10 protein-coding genes are annotated in these 18,169 nt (G+C 73.9%); 6 read left to right on the top strand and 4 right to left on the bottom strand.

The features are described from left to right. Positions 1 to 22 precede the first annotated feature (22 nt). The 4 genes from ACTFAP_RS28245 to ACTFAP_RS28230 all read right to left on the bottom strand — a co-directional run bounded on the left by ACTFAP_RS28245 (position 23) and on the right by ACTFAP_RS28230 (position 3,278). Complete coding sequence (locus ACTFAP_RS28245) at positions 23 to 622, bottom strand: VTT domain-containing protein (protein WP_495682931.1); 600 nt, start codon at positions 620 to 622, stop codon at positions 23 to 25. A 227-nt stretch (positions 623 to 849) separates the two neighbouring features. After that, on the bottom strand, positions 850 to 1,098 hold the full coding sequence (locus tag ACTFAP_RS28240) for an acyl carrier protein (RefSeq protein ID WP_200362399.1): 249 nt from the start codon (positions 1,096 to 1,098) through the stop codon (positions 850 to 852). A gap of 33 nt (positions 1,099 to 1,131) precedes the next feature. Continuing rightward, positions 1,132 to 2,046, bottom strand: coding sequence for an acyl-ACP desaturase (locus ACTFAP_RS28235; RefSeq protein WP_495682930.1), 915 nt, complete (start codon positions 2,044 to 2,046; stop codon positions 1,132 to 1,134). Further along, entirely contained in the window at positions 2,043 to 3,278 is a 1,236-nt protein-coding gene (locus ACTFAP_RS28230; RefSeq protein WP_495682929.1) for a beta-ketoacyl-ACP synthase II, read from the bottom strand. Before ACTFAP_RS28230 ends, ACTFAP_RS28235 begins: the two co-directional genes overlap by 4 nt. 261 nt (positions 3,279 to 3,539) lie before the next feature. Between ACTFAP_RS28230 and ACTFAP_RS28225 the strand changes: the two genes are divergently transcribed. From ACTFAP_RS28225 to ACTFAP_RS28200, 6 genes are all read left to right on the top strand, one after another. Then, on the top strand, positions 3,540 to 5,378 hold the full coding sequence (locus ACTFAP_RS28225) for an AMP-binding protein (protein ID WP_495682928.1): 1,839 nt from the start codon (positions 3,540 to 3,542) through the stop codon (positions 5,376 to 5,378). Between the two features lie 16 nt (positions 5,379 to 5,394). Continuing rightward, positions 5,395 to 14,757, top strand: coding sequence for an SDR family oxidoreductase (locus tag ACTFAP_RS28220; protein ID WP_500467783.1), 9,363 nt, complete (start codon positions 5,395 to 5,397; stop codon positions 14,755 to 14,757). Next, a complete protein-coding gene (locus ACTFAP_RS28215; RefSeq protein WP_500467782.1) occupies positions 14,754 to 15,605 on the top strand; it encodes a 3-hydroxyacyl-CoA dehydrogenase family protein in 852 nt (283 codons plus the stop codon). Before ACTFAP_RS28220 ends, ACTFAP_RS28215 begins: the two co-directional genes overlap by 4 nt. A gap of 88 nt (positions 15,606 to 15,693) precedes the next feature. Beyond that, positions 15,694 to 15,960 carry an acyl carrier protein gene (locus ACTFAP_RS28210; protein ID WP_364243013.1) on the top strand — a complete coding sequence of 89 codons (267 nt, stop codon included), beginning with the start codon at positions 15,694 to 15,696 and terminating at the stop codon, positions 15,958 to 15,960. Further along, positions 15,957 to 17,120 carry an acyl-CoA dehydrogenase family protein gene (locus tag ACTFAP_RS28205; RefSeq protein ID WP_500467781.1) on the top strand — a complete coding sequence of 388 codons (1,164 nt, stop codon included), beginning with the start codon at positions 15,957 to 15,959 and terminating at the stop codon, positions 17,118 to 17,120. The genes ACTFAP_RS28210 and ACTFAP_RS28205 overlap by 4 nt, the downstream gene beginning before the upstream one ends. Then, positions 17,117 to 18,157, top strand: a complete 1,041-nt coding sequence (locus ACTFAP_RS28200; protein ID WP_495682924.1) for an HAD-IIIC family phosphatase — start codon at positions 17,117 to 17,119, stop codon at positions 18,155 to 18,157. The genes ACTFAP_RS28205 and ACTFAP_RS28200 overlap by 4 nt, the downstream gene beginning before the upstream one ends. Positions 18,158 to 18,169 lie beyond the last annotated feature (12 nt).

Raw genomic sequence — 18,169 nt, 5'->3', positions numbered from 1 at the left:
GGTGTCCCGGGCAGCGGAGCGTTCACCGGGTGCGCAGCCGCCACAGCGTGATGTCGGCGGCGACCAGCGAGAGCACCGCGAACAGGAAGAGCGTGACGGTGATCCGGGTGGCGCCCTGCGCGTGGTGGGAGGCGAGCCGGCCAAGCCCCACGAACAGCACCGTCCACACTGCGGTCCCCAGACCCGTCCAGGCCAGGAAGCGGGGGTAGGGCAGCGCGGTGATGCCGGCCAGCGCCGGGAGCACCCGGCGGCGGAAGCCGGTGAAGGGGCCCAGGAAGAGCGCCGACCGGGCGCTGTGGTCCAGGAACCGGTGGGCCTGGAGCAGCCGTTCACGGCGCACGATGAGCACCCGCCAGCCCAGGGCGGGCGGTCCCAGCCGGTGGCCGGCCGTGTAGGCGGCGGCGCTTGCCGCGATGCCCGACAGCCCGACCAGGGCGACCATGGCGGCGATCGGGACGTCGACGGCTGGGGCCAGCGCGCCGCCGCCGGCCGCCCCGGCGAACAGGGCGGCGGCCTCGGCGGGAATCACCATGCTGTGCAGACCGGTGCTTCCGGCGTACACGATGAGCCCCACCAGCAGGTACACGGCCACGATCGGGATGAATCCACCGCTATGGCTCACGAATTGTCTCTCCGTGACGTCGTCGGTTCCCTGGGGGCCGGCCGCCCCCTTCCGGTACCGACAGACTACGCATCGTCACGCGCGGGCGCCCTGCGGACAGCTCCCCGGCCGGATTGCGGAGATCCACAGGCCCGCTCCGGCGGTGCGGGTGGGGAGGGCAAACGCGGAGCGGCCGGCGGAAGGCCGGCCGCTCGTGAACGGTGCTGGTGGTCAGTGGGGGGCGGGTGTCACAGGGCGGCCAGGCCCTTCTCGATGTGCTGGACGACGTCCTGGACGGTGCGCAGTTCCTTCAGTTCGTCGTCGCTCAGCTCGATCTTGAACTCCTCCCCCACCGCGACCGCGATCTCGATGAGCGCCAGCGAGTCGATGTTCAGATCCTGGACGAGGTCCTTGTCGGGGGTGACGTCGGCGGCGGGGACGCCGCCGATCTCCTCGACGATGCCGGCCACCGAGGTGAGGATGGACTGCTCGGACATGATGTGCTCCCGGTTCTGCCGTGGGTGGTGTGTTCAGGGCGCGGTACGGGCCCTGCGCGATGCCGCGGATTCGGCGAATCGCTCCTGCTGCCTTTCGGCCTGGGCCTGGAGGATGTCGAGATGGACGGCGAGCTGTTCGCGGGCCTGTTCCGCGGTGGCGTCGAGTTTTTCGATATCGAAGATCCGCCAGTGTTTCAGCATGGGGCGCACCACCTCGTCGTGGTGAATGCGCAGGTTGTAGATTCCGGATTTGGCGATCACCAGCGATTTGCGGCTGAAATTCGGGATCATGGTGCCCGGCATGGCGAAGGAGGTGATTTCCTTGGCGATGGCCCGCACCGTTTCCGAGGGATCGATCTCCAGGGCGGCGGAGACCAGTGAGCGGTAGAACACCATGTGCAGGTTCTCGTCCGCGGCGACCCGGGTCAGCAGCTGGTCGGCGATGGGGTCGTTGACGAACCGTCCGGTGTTGCGGTGGGCGATACGCGTGGCGAGCTCCTGGAACGAGACGTACGCCAGTGATTCGACGGCGCCCATCCGTTCGCTGTGGTGGCCGGCCTGCATCACCGCCATCCGCTCCGCCTCCAGCTGGTCGGGGTCCAGCGCCCGGGTGACCAGGAGATAGTCCCGGATGCACATGGCGTGCCGGCCCTCCTCCGCGGTCCAGCGGCCCACCCAGGTGCCCCAGGCCCCGTCCCGGCCGAACCGGTTGGCGATCTCCCGGTGGTAGCTGGGCAGGTTGTCCTCGGTGAGGAGGTTGACCTCCAGGGCGATCCGCGCCTGCGGGGTGAGCCGGGACTGGTCGGGGTGCCAGGGCTGTTCGACGAAGTCCCGGCCCTCCTCCCAGGGGACGTACTCGTGCGGCATCCACTCCTTGGCGATGGACAGATGGCGGTCGAGGTTCCGGGCGACGACCGGTTCCAGTTCGGCCAGTACGTCGAGCTTCACGATGCGCTCCTGAAGGTCAGCACCACGTTGTGGCCGCCGAAGCCGAAGGACGTGGACAGCGCGGCGGCGACCGGGGCGGGGCGGGGGTCCCCGGTGACGAGGTCGAGTTCCACCTCGGGCGCGGTGTCGGTGAGATTGCGGGTGGCCGGGATCAGTGCGTGCCGCAGGGAGAGCACGGTGAAGATGGCCTCCACGGCGCCGGCTGCGCCCAGCAGATGGCCGGTGGCCGACTTGGTGGCGGTGACGGCCGGGTGGGTGCCGACGGCCTGGGCGATGCCGCGGGCCTCGGTGATGTCGCCGGCCGGGGTCCCGGTGGCGTGCGCGTTGACGTGGGTGATGTCGGCGGGGGTGAGGCCGGCGTCCTCCAGGGCGGCGGCGATGGCCCTGACCTGGCCCCGGGTGTCGGGGGTGGTCATGTCGTGGGCGTCGGAGGTGAGGCCGGCGCCCGCCAGCACGGCGTAGGGGCGGGCGGCGCGGGCGCGGGCGAACTCCGCGCGCTCCAGCACGACGATTCCGGCGCCCTCGGCCATGACGAAGCCGTCCCGGTCCCGGTCGAAGGGGCGGGAGGCGAGTTCGGGGGTGTCGTTGCGGGTGGACAGCGCTCCCATCCGGGCGAAGCCGCCGATGGACAGCGGGTGCAGACAGGCGTCGGTGCCGCCCGCCACGACGACATCGGCGCGCCCGGAGCGGATGAGGGCGGCGGCGACCGCCAGGGCCTCGGCGCCCGAGGCGCAGGCGCTGGTGGGCGCGTGGGTGCCGGCCCGGGCGCCGAGTTCGAGGGAGACGACGGCGGCGGCGCCGTTGGGCATCAGCCGCGGGATGGTGAACGGGGACAGCAGCCGGGGACCGAGTTCTTCGAGGCGGTCGTCCTGGTCGAGCATGGTGAGCGCGCCACCGATGCCGGTGCCCACCACGACGGCCAGCCGTTCGGGGTCGACCTCGGGGGCGCCCGCGTCGGCCCAGGCCTCGCGGGCCGCCACCAGGGCGGCCTCCTGGCTGCGGTCCAGGCGGCGGCGCTGCACCCGGTCGACGATCTCGGACGGGTCCTTGCGCAGCACGCCGGCGATCCGCACCGGCAGCTGTTCGGCCCAGGGGGTCTCCAGGGCGGTGACGCCCGATTCGCCGGCCAGCAGCGCCGACCAGCTGGTGGGGACGTCCCCGCCGAGCGGGGTGGTGGCTCCCACGCCGGTCACCACCACTTCGGGGCGTACGTGTTCACGTTGGTCCAGCACAGCACAACCCTTTCTCGGGAATTCCGTGTCGACCGGTGCGCCTGTGACCCAGAAGCGTACGGACGGCGGCGTCCGGAAAATAGCCGCTCAAGGACGAATAACGCCCCTCCCGCAGAAGGCTTTCGGCTCATTCCAAAGACGGATCCGAACCTCTTCCAAGGACGGTTGCCGGGTCCCTGTGCCGCTTGCCTAAGATGGCCACCGCTCGCCCCCGGAATTCCGGTCGATATGAATTCACCGCTCCTCGGAGAGAGGTCAGGCATGGTGCAGGGCACTGTTTCCCCCGATGTCGCCGGCGCACCCGCGTCGCAGGACGAAGAACCGGGCTGGCTCACCCTGGTCGACATGTGCCGCACGCGGGCGGCCGAGGAGCCCGACCGCGTCTATTTCTCTTTCCTGGAGAACGGGGTGGAGGAAAGCGCGTCCCTCACCCCGGCGCAGGTCGATCTGCGGGCCCGGGCCATCGCGGTGGAACTGCTGCGGCTCGCCGAACCGGGCGACCGGGTGCTGCTGAACTACGGCCCCGGGCTCGACTTCGTCCCGGCGTTCTTCGGCGCGCTGTACGCGGGCATGATCGCGGTGCCGATCCCGCCGGTGGAGTTCGCCCGGGACGGCGCCAGGACCGACCGGCTCGACGCGGTGCTGACATCCTCGCGCCCGGCGGTGTTCCTGAGCACCACCGGCGTGCTGGCGAAGCTGGCCGGCTCCGAGGAGGTGGCGCGGGCGCTGGAGGGCGTCGTACGGCTGGCCACCGACACGGTGGACCCGGCGGCGGCGAGCCAGTGGCGCGCGCCGGACATCGACCGCGAGACAGTGGCGTACCTCCAGTACTCCTCCGGATCCACCGGACTGCCCAAGGGCGTGATGCTCACCCATGCCAACGTGCTGGACAACCTGGCGCTGATTCACACCAACGGCGCGCGCGGCGACCTGGAGGAGGGTCAGCAGCCGCCGCCGGTGGTGCTGTGGCTGCCGCTGTTCCACGACATGGGTCTGGTCAACGCGGTGTTCCAGCCGCTGTTCGCCGGTTTCGAGGCCACCCTCATGCCGCCGCTGGCGTTCGTCCAGCATCCGTTCAACTGGCTGCGGGCGATCTCCGACCGGGGCGACGCCATCTCGGTGGCGCCGAACTTCGCCTACGAGCTGTGTGTGCGCCGGATCGGCCCGGAGCAGATCGCGAAGCTGGACCTGTCCGGCTGGCGGCTGGCGGCGGTCGGCGCGGAGCCGGTGCGCCCGGAGACCCTGGAGCGGTTCAGCGAGAAGTTCGCGCCCGCCGGGTTCCGCCGCGAGACGTTCTTCCCCTGTTACGGGCTGGCCGAGTCCACGGTGATGGTGAGCGGCGGCCCGGCGCCCGAGGAGCCGGTCATCCGGTCCTTCGACGCGGACGCCCTGGTGGCGGGCCGGGTGCGGCCGGCCGCCGGGGGTGCCAGGGCGCGGCAGCTGGTGGGCTGCGGACAGATCCAGCCGTCGCTGACGCTGCGGGTGGTGAACCCGGCGACCGGTGAGCCGTGCGCGGACGACGAGATCGGCGAGGTCTACGTCTCCGGGTACAGCGTCGGCTCCGGCTACTGGGACGCGCCCGCGATCACCGAGGAGACCTTCCGGGCCCGGCTGCCGCAGGACCCGGATCTGGTGTTCCTGCGCACCGGCGACCTGGGGTTCCTGTACGACGGCCAGCTGTTCATCACCGGCCGGCGCAAGGACGTCATCATCCTGGACGGCCTCAACTACTACCCGCACGACATCGAGGCGGCCGTCTCGCGCAGCCATCCCGCGCTGCGCGAGGACCGCTGCGCCGCGTTCTCGGTGGACGACGGCGGCAAGGAGAAGCTGGTGGTGCTGGTGGAGATCCAGCGCCGCAACCCGGTGCTGCGCGGCCCGGTCGCGGAGGGCGCCGAGGTGCCGCGCGGTGCGGTGCGAGCCACCGAGATCGAGGCGGCGGTACGCCGCGCGGTGACCGCCGAGCACGGCGTGCGGGTGAGCGAGGTGGGGCTGCTGCGGCCCGGCGTCCTGCCGTACACCTCCAGCGCCAAGATCAAGCGCGCCGAGTGCCGCGAGCGCTGGAGCGCGGGGAGCTTCGATGCCGATCAACTCGCCTGACCCGGACTGGGGAGCCATGAGCGACGACAGCGGAACATCTGTGCCCGTCCCGGCCGGGGCGCTGCGTGCCTGGCTGGCCGGCCGGGTCGCGGAGATGAGCGGAGTGGAGCCGGAAGAGGTCGATGCGGGCACCCCGTTCGACGTCTACGGCGTCAACTCCACCGACGCGGTGAGCCTGTCGGGAGAGCTGGCGGACCGGTTCGGGCTCCCGCTCTCCCCCACCGCCCTGTACGACCATCCCACCATCGACGCGCTGGTCGCCCATCTGGTGCCCGCCGGACCCGACCGGGTCGCGGTGCCGGACGCCGCCACGGGGCCTGCGGCGGACGAGGACCCGGTGTGTGTGGTGGGCATGGCCTGCCGGTTCCCCGGCGGCGCCGACAGCCCCGAGCGGTTCTGGGAGTTGCTGTCCGCCGGGTACGACGCCGCCCGCGACGTGCCGGCGGACCGCTGGGACGCGCACGCCCGGTACGCCGAGGACCCCGACGCGCCGGGCACCGCGTACACCACCAAGGGCGCCTTCGTCGACGATCTCGCCGGGTTCGACGCCGCGTTCTTCGGCATCTCGCCGCGCGAGGCGCTGCGGATGGACCCGCAGCAGCGGATGCTGCTGGAGGTGGCCTGGCAGGCGCTCCAGGACGCGGGCTGTGCCCCGGACCGGCTGCGCTCCTCCGCGACCGGCGTGTTCGTCGGGATGATGCCCGGCAGCCAGTACGCCTCGCTGCAGCGCGAGCGCGGTGGCCCCGGCGTGCTGGACGACCCGTACCTGGGCCTCGGTACCTCCTCCAGTGTGGTGGCGGGCCGGCTCTCGTATCTGCTGGATCTGCGCGGGCCCGCGCTGCTGCTGGACACCGCGTGCTCCTCCTCCCTGGTGGCGCTGCACCTGGCGGCCCGCAGCCTGCGGTCGGGCGAGAGCGATCTGGCGCTGGTGGGCGGGGTGAGCGCGATCCTGCACCCCGACACGTACCGGCAGGGCTCCAAGATGCGGATGCTCGCCAGGGACGGGCGCTGCAAGACGTTCGACGCCGCCGCCGACGGGTTCCTCATGGGCGAGGGCTGCGGCGTGGTGGTGCTGGAGCGGCTGAGCGAGGCGACCGCGCGCGGCCACCGGGTGCTGGCGGTGATCCGGGGCTCGGCCGTCAACCAGGACGGCACGAGCAACGGGCTGACCGCGCCCAACGGCACGGCGCAGCGCGCGGTGATCCGGGCGGCGCTGGCGGACGCGCGGCTGGCCCCGGGCGATGTGGACTTCGTGGAGGCGCACGGGTCGGGGACCCTGCTGGGCGACTCCATCGAGATGACGGGGCTGCACGAGGTGTTCGGCGTGGACCGGGACCCGGAACGGCCGCTGGTGGTCGGCGCGGTGAAGACCAACGTGGGCCATCTGACGGGCGCGGCCGGCATGGCCGGGCTGATCAAGACGGTGCTGGCGCTGCACCACGGGCGGATACCGGCGAATCTGCACCACGAGGAGCCGAGCCCGGCCATCGACTGGGACGGCTGCCCCACCCTGCTGCCCGACCGGCTGACCGAGTGGCCCGGCGGCAGCGGGCCCCGGATCGCGGGGGTCAGCTCCTTCGGCTGGTCGGGCACCAACAGCCATGTGGTGCTGGCCCAGGCGCCGGAGGACGAGCGGCCCGCCGAGCCGGTACGGGACCGGGTGCTGCCGCTGTCGGCCCGCACGCCGGAGGCGTTGCGGGCGACCGCCGGTGAACTGGCCGCCCGGCTGCGGCGGGAGCCCGCGCCGCGGCTCGGCGATGTGGCGCACACCCTGACAGTTGGCCGCAGCGTGCTGGAGCAGCGGGCGGCGGTGAGCGGCGCGAGCCACGAGGAACTGGCCGCCGCCCTGGAACGGCTGGCGGCCGGTGGGACGGTGCGCGCGGTGCCGCCGGGCGGACCGGCGGTGCCGGTGACGCTGCTGCTGCCGGGCACGGGCGAGCTGCGGGTGGGCACCGGACGGGCGCTGTACGAGAGCAGCACGGCGTTCCGCGAGGCGTTCGACGCGTGCGCGGACGCCGCCGGGCGGGAACTCGGCCTGGACCTGCGGGAGGTGCTGTACCCGGCGGGCGTTCAGGAACAGGCGCCCTCGGGGGCGTTCGGCCCCGCGGCGGCGCTCGACGGCGCGGACGCCGGTTCGCCGCTGCACGAGCGGCTGGAGGTCGGGCACGCGGCGGTGTTCGCCGTGGACTACGCCTGCGCGGCGCTGTGGCGCGAGCGCGGGGTCGCCCCGGCCGCGCTGCTGGGCTACAGCCTGGGCGAGTACGTGGCGGCGTGCCTGGCGGGGGTGTTCTCGCTGTCCGACGCGCTGTTGCTGGTGATCCGGCGGGCCCGGCTGGTGGCCGCCGCCGCGCCCGGGGCGATGACGACGGTGGCGCTGGCCGCCGACCGGCTGGCGCCGCTGCTCACCGAGGGGGTGGCGCTCGCCGCCACCAACGGCCCGCTGACCTGCGTGGTGAGCGGACCCGTGGCGGCGGTGAGCGCGTTCGAGGAGCGGCTGCGCACGGAACGGGTGGCGTTCCTGCGAATCGCCACCGAACGGGCCATGCACCACCCGCTGCTGGCCGGACAGGGCGCCGAACTGGAGGCGCTGGTCGCCTCGCTGCCGCGCAGCGCGCCGGCCGTGCCGTATCTGTCCAACGTCACCGGTGACTGGATCACCGACGAGCAGGCCCGCGACCCGGGGTACTGGGCGCGGCATCTGTGCTCCACGGTCCGCTTCGCGGAGGGCGTACGGCGGCTGGCGACGGACGGCGGGCCCCGGGTGCTGCTGGAGGCGGGGCCCGGCCAACTGGCCAGCTTCGCCACGCAGATCGCCACGGCCGAGGGCGCGGCGGCGGAGCTGACGGCGCTGCCGACCCTGCCGGGCGCGGCCGACCGGCGGGGGCCCGGGGCGCTGGTGGCGGCCTCGCTCGCCCGGCTGTGGGAGCGCGGTGCCGGGGTGGAGCCGGTCTCCGGCGCGGAGGACGACCGGGTGGTGACCCTGGACGGATACCCGTTCGAGCACCGGCGGTTCTGGCCCGAGCCCACCGGGGAGACGGCCGCGCGGCCCGCCGCGCGGGCGGCGGCACCGGCCGCCGAGGTGCCCGCCACTCCCCCGGCCCCGGAGGTCTGGGCCCCGGTGTGGGAACCGGCGCAGAGCACCCCGGGCACGCCGGCCGGCCCGTTCCTGATCCACGCCGACACGCTGGGCGTGGGCGAACGGCTGGCGCGGAGCCTGCGGGAGACCGGCCCCTGCGTCGTGGTCACCGCCGGCACCGCGTACGCCAGGACGGGCCCCGACACCTACACCATCCGCCCGGATGTCGCGGAGGACCACGCGCGGCTGCTCGGCGAACTCCCCGCCGACCGGCTGCCGCGCACCGTGGCGCAGCTGTGGTCGGTGACCGGCGCCGCGACACCGGGGACCGACCGGGCCCGGGCCCTCGGCTTCACCGCGCTGGTGCGCACCGCCACCGCCCTGGCCGACCGGGTCAGGGAGCCAGTACGGCTACTGGTGGTCACCGACGGCGCCCAGGCGGTCCGCGAAGGCGAGCCCGTACAGGCGGGCAAGGCGACGGTGACCGGGGCCGTGCTGACCATCCCGCAGGAGTATCCGGGCTGGTCGTGCCGGCTGCTGGACCTCGCCCCGGTGGACGCCGGTGACCCGGCCGCGCCGGACCTCGCCGCACGGACGGTCGCCGCCGAACTCGCCCACACCGGCGGGGAGAACGTGGTGGCGGTGCGGGACGGGGTGCGCTCCGTGCAGCGCCACCGCCCCGCCGCGCCGCCGGTCACCGCGCCGGTGGCCCCGCGCGCGGACGGCGCCGTGCTGATCACCGGCGGGCTCGGCTCGCTCGGCCTGGTCATCGCCGGGCATCTGGCGGACCGGGCGCCGGGCATCGGCCTGGTGCTCACCGGCCGCTCGGGGCTGCCGCCGCGTCCGCAGTGGGACGCCCTGCTGAGAGACCGTCCGGACAGCCCGGTGGCGCGCCGCGTGCGCGGCGTGCTGGATCTGGAGCGGCGCGGCGCCCGGGTGCGGGTGCTGGCGGCGGACGCGGCCGTCACCGACGCGCTGCGCACGGCGGTGACGGCGGCCCGTACCGAGTTCGGCGCGCTGCGGGGCGTGGTGCACGCGGCGGGGCTCACCGACGCCGAGGTGTTCGCGCCGCTGGCCTCGCTGACCGACGCCCAGGTGACGGCGCACTTCGACGCGAAGGTACGGGGCACGGTCGCGCTCGGCGAGGCGCTGACGGGGGAACGGCCGGACTTCGTGCTGCTGATGTCGTCCATGTCGGCGGTGCTGGGCGGCCTCGGATTCGCCGCGTACGCCGCCGCCAACGCCTTCCTCGACCGGTTCGCGCAGCAGCAGTGCGCGGCGGGCCTGACCGGCTGGCAGAGCATCGCCTGGGACACCTGGCGCTCGACCGTGGACGGGCCGGGGGCGGCCGGGCTCGGCGACTCCCTCAACCGGTACTCCTTCACACCGGGGCAGGGGCTCGCGGTGCTGGACCGGGTGCTCGGCACCGCGGACCGGCTGGTGGTCGCCCAGGGAGACCTGGCCGCCCGGCTCGCGGCCTGGACCGGCGGCGCGGAGCCGGCGCTGCCCGCCACCGGCGCGGCACTGTTCGCCCGGCCGGACGCCGCCGCGGGCGGGGCGGGTCCTGACACCGAGCGGCGGCTGGCCGCCCTGTGGCGGGTGGCCCTGGGCTCGGCCGAGGTGGGCACCCACGACAACTTCTTCGACCTGGGCGGCAACTCCCTGATCGGGATGCAGCTGATGAACTCCATCGGCAAGGAGTTCGGGCTGACCCTGCCGGCGGTGGCGCTGTTCGAGGCGCCGACCATCGGCGCGATGGCGGCCTATCTGCGCGAACGCGGGGCGGGCGCGCCGCCGGCCGCGGCAGCGGCCACCCCCGTCCCCTCGGCGGCACCCGTCCCCGCGACGGCACCCGAAGCGGCACCCGCAGCCGCCCTCTCCGTACCGGCCCCCGTACCCGTGCCCGCCGCACCGCCGCGTGCGGAGCTGCCCGGGGACGACGCGATCGCCGTCATCGGCATGGCCGGGCGCTTCCCCGGCGCGGCGGACCTGGAGCGGTTCTGGCGGGTGCTGCGGGACGGCGAGGAGACGATCTCCTTCTTCACCGAGGAGGAGATGGTCGCCGCCGGGGTACCGGCCGAACAGGCCGCGCGGCCCGACTACGTACGGGCCCGCCCCGTCCTGGAGGACGTGGCCATGTTCGACGCCGAGTTCTTCGGCTACAACCCGCGCGAGGCCCGGCTCCTCGACCCGCAGCAGCGGCTGTTCCTGGAGTGCTGCTGGGAGGCGCTGGAGAGCGCCGGGTACGGCGACGGCGACAAGCCGCGCTCGGTGGCCGTGTACGGGGGCGCCAACATCTCCACCTACATCCGCAAGCTGTACGAGGACCCGGAGACGGCCGCCTCCGTCAACGAGTACCAGGTGGTGATCAGCAACGACAAGGACGCGCTGACCACCAACGTCTCCTACCGCTTCAACCTCTCCGGCCCCTCCCTGGGTGTGCAGACGTTCTGCTCGACCTCCCTGGTGGCCACCCATCTGGCGGCCCGCGCCCTGCTTGCCGGCGAGTGCGACATGGCGCTGGCCGGCGGGGTGTCGGTGCGGGTGCCGGACCGGGTGGGGCATGTGTACCAGGAGGGCGGGATGGAGTCCCCCGACGGGCACGTCCGTACCTTCGACGCCGCCGCCCGTGGCTCCATCTTCGGTGACGGCTCGGCGGTGGTGCTGCTCAAGCGGCTGTCGCGGGCGCTGGAGGACGGTGACCCGGTGGCCGCGGTCATCCGGGGGTCGGCCGTCAACAACGACGGCTCGCTGAAGGTCGGGTTCACCGCGCCCAGCGTGCGCGGCCAGGCCGAGGTGATCAGCCGGGCGCTGACCGACGCCGGGGTGCGTCCGGCCGAGGTCTCCTACGTGGAGGCACACGGCACGGCCACCGAACTGGGCGACCCCATCGAGATGTCGGCGCTCGGCCGGGCGTTCACCGGGGCCCCGGTGGGCAACTGCCGGGTCGGCTCGGTGAAGACCAACCTGGGGCATCTGGACCGGGCGGCCGGGGCGACCGGGCTGATCAAGACCGTGCTCTCGCTCCAGCACCGGCAGCTGCCACCGAGTCTGCACTTCACCACCCCCAATCCCGAGATCGACTTCGAGAACGGCCCCTTCCGGGTCAACACCGCGCTGACGCCCTGGGAGTCCCCGGCGGGCCGGCCGCGGATCGCGGGCATCAACTCGCTGGGCATGGGCGGCACCAATGTGCACGTCGTGCTCCAGGAGGCGCCGCCCGCTCGCGCGAGCTCCCCGGGACGCGAGACCCAGATCCTGACGTTGTCGGGGCGCGGACGCGAGGCGCTGGCACAGGCGGGCCGCGATCTGGCCCGCCATCTGCGCCGGAACCCCGGACAGCCGCTGGCCGACGTGGCGTTCACGCTCCAGGTGGGGCGGCAGCGGTTCGACGAGCGGCGCGCCCTGGTGGTGCGCGGTACCGAGGACGCGCTGCGGCTGCTGGAGAGCGGCGGCAGCGGCAGCTACGAGCGGCGCGAGCGGCTGCGGGAGCGGCCGGTGGGCTACGCGTTCCCGGGCGGCGACGCCTGGTACCCGGGGGCCGCGGCCGGTCTGTACCGGACCGAGGAGGCGTTCCGCGCCGCCGTGGAGCACTGCCGTACCGTTCTGCGTCCGCTGCTGGGCACCGATGTGCTGGAGGTGATCACCGGCGCCGCCGACGAGGACCTCTCCCCGGGGGTGACCGCGTGCGCCGCCTTCACCGCGGAATACGCGCTGGCCGCGCTGTTCGCCGGGTGGGGGCTGCGCCCCGACACGGCGCACGGCCGGGGCACCGGGGCGCTGACGGCCGCCGTGGTGGCCGGGGTGCTCTCGCCGGAGGACGCGCTGGGCGTGCTGGCCGAGTACGCGCGGATCCGCGCCGAGGAGGCCGGGGGCCCCGGGGACGCGGCCGAGGCGCTGACGTCCTGGATCCGGGCCAAGGTGACCCTGGCGGCCCCGGCCCTGCCCGGGGCGGCGCCCGACGCGGCACGGGCCACCGATCCCGCGTACTGGGCCGGGCTGCTGCTCGGCGCCGGACCGGACGCCGGGACCGGGGACGCGCCGCTCGGCGCGGGCACCGAACCGCCCGCCGAACCGGACCTGATGGTGCTGGTCCTGGGCCCGGCGGAGGGCCCTGGCGAGCCGGACGGGGAAACGATCCTGCCCGTCCTTCCGGAGCACGCCCGGCGGCACGAGGCGGTGACCGCCGCGCACACCGTGCTGGCCAGGGCCTGGGTGCTGGGCGCGGTGGTCGACTGGGCCGCGTACCACGACGGCGAGATCCGCAACCGGGTACCGCTGCCCACCTATCCGTTCCAGCGCTCCCGGTACTGGATCGACACCCCCGAGCGCGCCCCGCGCGGCGGCCGCCCGCTGCCCGCCTCCGGCGGCACCCCGGGCAGCAGGCTGGCGGCGCTGCCCAAACTCCCCACCGACCAGTGGCTCTCGGTGCCCGGCTGGCGGCAGCTGCCGCCGCGCGCGGCGGGCACGGACACCGGACGCTGGCTGCTGCTCACCGACGCCCGCGGTCTCACCCCCGCCCTGGCCACCCGGATCCGGGCGGCCGGCGGCAGCACCGTGATCGCCACCCCGGGGGACGGGTTCGCCAGGACCGCGGCCGACGCCTTCACCCTCGATCCGACCGACGCCGGGCAGTGGAGCGAGCTGTTCACGGCGCTGCGCGCCGAGGACGACGCACCCCTGCGGGTCGCCCACCTGTGGGGCGTGGACCCGATACCGGAGACGCTGCGCGGCACCGAACGGGCCACCACCGCCTTCCACTCGCTGCTCGCGCTTCTCCAGGCGGCCGGCGGGGCAGGGGCGGCGGCACCGGCGGCGGTCACGGTCATCACCACCGGGGCGTTCGACGTCACCGGCGGCGAACCGGTCGACCCGGCCAAGGCCACCGTCACCGGCCCCTGCAAGGTGGCGCCGCTGGAGTACCCCGGGCTGGACGTACGGCACATCGATGTGACCGCGCCGCGCGGCAAGAAAGCCGCGGCGACGCTGGCCCAGCGCCTGCTGCCCGAACTGACCTCGGCACCGGCCGGGCCCGGCGAGCGGCAGCTGGCGCTGCGCGGCCGGCGCCGCTGGGCGGCCGGCCACACCCCGCTGCCGCCCCGGGCCGCGCCCGCACCGCAGGAGGTGCTGCGGCAGGAGGGCGTCTATCTGATCACCGGTGGTCTGGGCGGCATCGGAGGGGCCATGGCCCACCGGCTGGCCACCTCGGTACGCGCCAGGCTGGTGCTGGCCGGCCGCTCCGGGCTGCCGGAGCGCGACCGGTGGGAGCGGCTCGTCGCCGACCCGGACACCCCCGGGGAGGTCGTGCGCCGGATCGAGGAGGTGCGCGCCCTGGAGGCGGCCGGCGCCCAGGTGCTGGTGGTGGCGATGGACGCGGCGGACCCGGACCAGGTGGACCGGGCGGTGGACGCGGCGCTCAAGCGCTTCGGCCGGCTGGACGGCGTGCTGCACGCGGCGGGCGTACCCGGCCTGGGCGTCATGCAGTTCAAGACCGCCGAGGACGCCACCGCCGTACTGCGGCCCAAACTGGCGGGCGCCCAGGCGCTGCGCGAGCGGCTGGCCCGCGAACGGGTGGACTTCCTGGCGCTGTTCTCCTCGACGGCCGCCGTCACCGGCGGCGGCCCGGGCCAGGCGGACTACTGCGCGGCGAACGCGGCGCTCGGCGCGCACGCGAGCGACGCGGCCAACTCCCCCGGCGGGACGCGGGTGGTGACGATCGACTGGGGCGAATGGCGCTGGAACGCCTGGGACATGGCGCTGGCCGGTTTCGACGAGTCGACCACCGCCTTCCTGCGGGCCAACCGGGAGCGGATCGGCATCACCTTCGACGAGGGCTGGCAGGCCCTGCTGAAGGTGCTGGCCGGGGAGGACCAGCAGGTGGTGGTCTGCTCGCAGGACATCGGCGAGCTGGCCTCGATCACCGCGGGTCTCGATCTGGCGCAGCTGGCCGGCCGGGCCGGGGACGCCTCGGGCGCCCGGCATCCACGCCCCGAACTGGCCGTGGCCTACGCCGAGCCCGCCGAGGGCGAGGAGAGCGCGGTGGCCGCGCTGTGGGGCCAGGTGCTGGGCGTGGCCGGGGTCGGCGCCGACGACGACTTCTTCGAACTGGGCGGCAACTCGCTGCTGGGCGTCGATCTGGTGCACCGGATGCGGTCCGCCCTGGAGTGCCCGTGGCTGCCGCCGCACGTGCTGTACGAGGCGCCGACCGTACGCGAGGTGGTGCGGCTGGCCCGTTCGGCCGACGGTGCCTCGGAGGCGCCGGCCGCGACGAAACCCGCAACGCTGAGAGGAGCATCGGTATGACACGTGTCGGAGTGGTGGGTGCCGGGGTCATGGGCACCGGGCTCACCCAGAACCTGACGGAGCACGGCCACGAGGTGGTGCTCACGGACCGCAGCAAGGAGGCGCTGGACCGGGCGCGTTCGGAGATCGAGCGGTACGAGCGGTTCGGCGCGCTGCTGGGCGCCACCGGACCGCGCCGCGAGGACATGACGCAGCGCGTCACCTACTCCACGGATCTCCAGGAGCTGGGCGACGTGGAGTTCCTGGTGGAGAACATCACCGAGAACTGGGAGCTCAAGCGCGAGCTGTATCCCCGGCTGGACGAGGTGTGCCCGCCGTCCACGGTGTTCGCCGTGAACACCTCGGCGATCCCGATCACCAAGGTGGCCGCCAGGACCGGCCGGCCCGACCGGGTGCTGGGCATGCACTTCATGAACCCGGTGCCGATGAAGTCCACCGTGGAGGTCATCAAGGGGTGGCACACCTCGCAGGAGACCATCGACACCGCGCTGGCCCTGCTGGCGGGCGTCGGCAAGAACGGGGTGCTGGTCAACGACTCCCCGGGCTTCGTCTCCAACCGGGTGCTGATGCTCACCATCAACGAGGCGGTCTTCCTGGTGGCCGACGGGGTGGCCACGGCGGAGCAGGTCGACAAGATCTTCACCGAGTGCTTCGGCCACCGCATGGGGCCGCTGGCCACCGCCGACCTGATCGGCCTGGACACCATCCTCTACAGCATCGACGTGCTGTACGAGAACTTCCAGGACAGCAAGTACCGGCCGTGCCCGCTGCTGCAGCGCATGGTCGACGCGGGCCTGCACGGCCGCAAGTCGGGTGAGGGCTTCTTCCGTTACGCCGACGCCGCCTGAGCCGCGCCGGCCACGCTCCGCCCCCGGCCCCGCCCGCACCTCCCCGTACCGCCCCCGCCCACCGATCACGCGCGCAAGGAGACGAGGAATGTCGGATCAGACCGCCCGCACCATCCGGGAGTTCGTGCTCACCCGCTTCCCCGGCGTCGAACTCGACGACGACGTGGACATCTTCACCCTGGGGTTCGTCAACTCGCTGTTCGCCATGGAGCTGGTGATGTTCCTGGAGAAGGAATTCGCGCTGCGGATTCCCAACGAGGACATGTCCCTGGACAACTTCCGCACCGTGGCGGCCATGACCGCCCTCGTCGGGCGGCTGCGGTCGCCGGACACCGCCTCGGTGGGTGAGGCGTGAGCACGGCCTCCCGCACCGCCGCGCCGCCCGGCGGCGGCACCGTCCGTGACCGCGCCCGTGCCTTCGTCGACACCGAACTCGCTCCGTACGCGGACGCGTTCGACCGCGACGAGGCCATCCCCGAACGGCTGCTGCGCTCGGTGGCCGAGCACGGCTGGTGGGGCGCGGTGCGCACCGGATCGATGGTGGAGTTCGCCGCGCTGCACGAGGAGATCGGCCGCGGCTGCTCCTCGCTGCGCAGCCTGCTGACCGTGCACAGCATGGCCCTGTACGCGGTGGACCGCTGGGGCGGCACGGCGCTGCGCGAGCGCTGGCTGACCGGGCTGACGGCCGGAACGGCGCTGGGCGCCTTCTGCCTGACGGAGGCCGCGGCGGGCAGCGACTTCACCGCCGTGCAGGCGTCCGCCCGGCCCGCGCCGGACGGCGGCTGGCTGCTGGACGGACACAAGAAGTGGGTGACGGGCGGCGAACGCGCCGATGTGCTGCTGGTGTTCGCCCGCACCGGCCGGGGGGTGAGCGCCTTCCTGGTGCCGGCCGACGCGCCCGGGGTGGAACGCACCCCGGTGCGTGGCCTGCTGGGCACCCGGGCCGCGCTCACCGCCGAGATCCGCTTCACCGGTGCCCGGCTGCCCGCCGAGTCGCTACTGGGCGCGGAGGGCATGGGCACCGCGATCGCCACCGGCGTGCTGGACATCGGCCGGCACAGTGTGGCGTCCGGCAGCACCGGCATCATCGCGGCGGCCCTGGAGGGCAGCGTGCGGCACGCCGCGTCCCGCCGCCAGGGCGGTGCGCTGCTGGGTGAACACCAGCTGATCCAGCGGCTGATCACCCGCATGGCGGTGGATCTGCGGGCCGCGCGAGCGCTGTGCCGGGACGCGGGCGCGCTCAAGGACGCCGGGGACCCGGCGACGCTGACGGAGACCTGCGCGGCGAAGTACTTCGCGTCGACCGCGGCGATGCGGGCCGCGGCCGACGCGGTGCAGATCCACGGCGCGGTGGGCTGTGGCGAGGGGCATCCGGCGAACCGCTGGTTCCGGGACGCCAAGATCATGGAGATCATCGAGGGCAGCTCCCAGATCCAGGAAATTCTCATCGCGCAGCATGCGCTGACCACCGCCGGCGCCGGCCGCCCGCGGACACCCGGAGGGGGAGCGTCGTGACGAAGGACGCCCGTGGCCGCGTCAAGTGCGTGGTGTGGGACCTGGACCACACGGTGTGGGACGGCGTGCTGCTGGAGGACGGCGACGTGGCGCTGCGTCCCGGTGTGCTGGAGACTCTGCGCGCGCTCGACGAGCGGGGCATCCTGCTGTCGGTCGCCAGCCGCAACGACCACGACGCGGCGATGCGGCGGCTGGAGGAGCTGGGCGTCGCCGAGTACTTTCTGGCCCCGCAGATCACCTGGGGCCCGAAGTCGGTGTCGGTGGAGGCGGTGGCCAAGACCCTGAACATCGGGATCGACGCGCTGGCGTTCATCGACGACCAGCCCTTCGAGCTGGAGGAGGTGGCCTTCGCCCATCCCTCGGTGCTGTGCGTGAACGCCGACGAGGTGGGCGAGCTGACCGGCCGTCCCGAGTTCACCCCCCGTTTCCGCACCCAGGACGCGGCCCGCCGCCGGGAGATGTACCGCAGCGGCGAGGCGCGGGTGCGGGCGGAGGAGAGCTTCGAGGGCGCGGGCGAGGAGTTCCTGGCCACGCTCGGCATGGTGTTCACCATCGACCGCGCGCAGGTGAGCGATCTGCAGCGGGCGGAGGAACTGACGGTCCGCACCAATCAGCTCAACTCCACCGGCGCCACGTACTCCTACGAGGAGCTGGAGCGGCTGTCGGCCTCCCCCGGCCATCTGCTGCTGATGGCGGGCCTGGACGACCGGTTCGGGGCGTACGGGCGGATCGGTCTCGCCCTGGTGGAGACGGCCGGCACCCAGTGGCGGCTGAAGCTGCTGCTGATGTCGTGCCGGGTGATGAACCGGGGCGTGGGCACCGTCCTGCTGCACCACGTGATGCGGCTGGCCCGGCAGCACGGCGCCCGGCTGACGGCGGAGTTCGTGCCCACCGACCGCAACCGGGTGATGTATGTGACCTACCGCTTCGCCGGCTTCGAGGAGACCGGCCGCAACGGCGACACCCTGGTGCTCACGGCGGCGGACGCCGATGTGCCCGAGCCGCCCGCCTACCTCGATCTGCGCGTCGGCGGCTGACCGCGTCCCCCA

The sequence above is a fragment of the Streptomyces sp. PH9007 genome, assembly GCF_059813725.1.
This window is presented reverse-complemented; position numbering and strand designations above follow the sequence as displayed.

Excerpts from the sequence above, each read along its gene's own strand:
- ACTFAP_RS28240 (WP_200362399.1), bottom strand. The coding sequence starts at position 1,098 with ATGTCCGAGCAGTCCATCCTCACCTCGGTGGCCGGCATCGTCGAGGAG.
- ACTFAP_RS28225 (WP_495682928.1), top strand. The coding sequence starts at position 3,540 with ATGGTGCAGGGCACTGTTTCCCCCGATGTCGCCGGCGCACCCGCGTCG.
- ACTFAP_RS28220 (WP_500467783.1), top strand. The coding sequence starts at position 5,395 with ATGAGCGACGACAGCGGAACATCTGTGCCCGTCCCGGCCGGGGCGCTG.
- ACTFAP_RS28215 (WP_500467782.1), top strand. The coding sequence starts at position 14,754 with ATGACACGTGTCGGAGTGGTGGGTGCCGGGGTCATGGGCACCGGGCTC.
- ACTFAP_RS28210 (WP_364243013.1), top strand. The coding sequence starts at position 15,694 with ATGTCGGATCAGACCGCCCGCACCATCCGGGAGTTCGTGCTCACCCGC.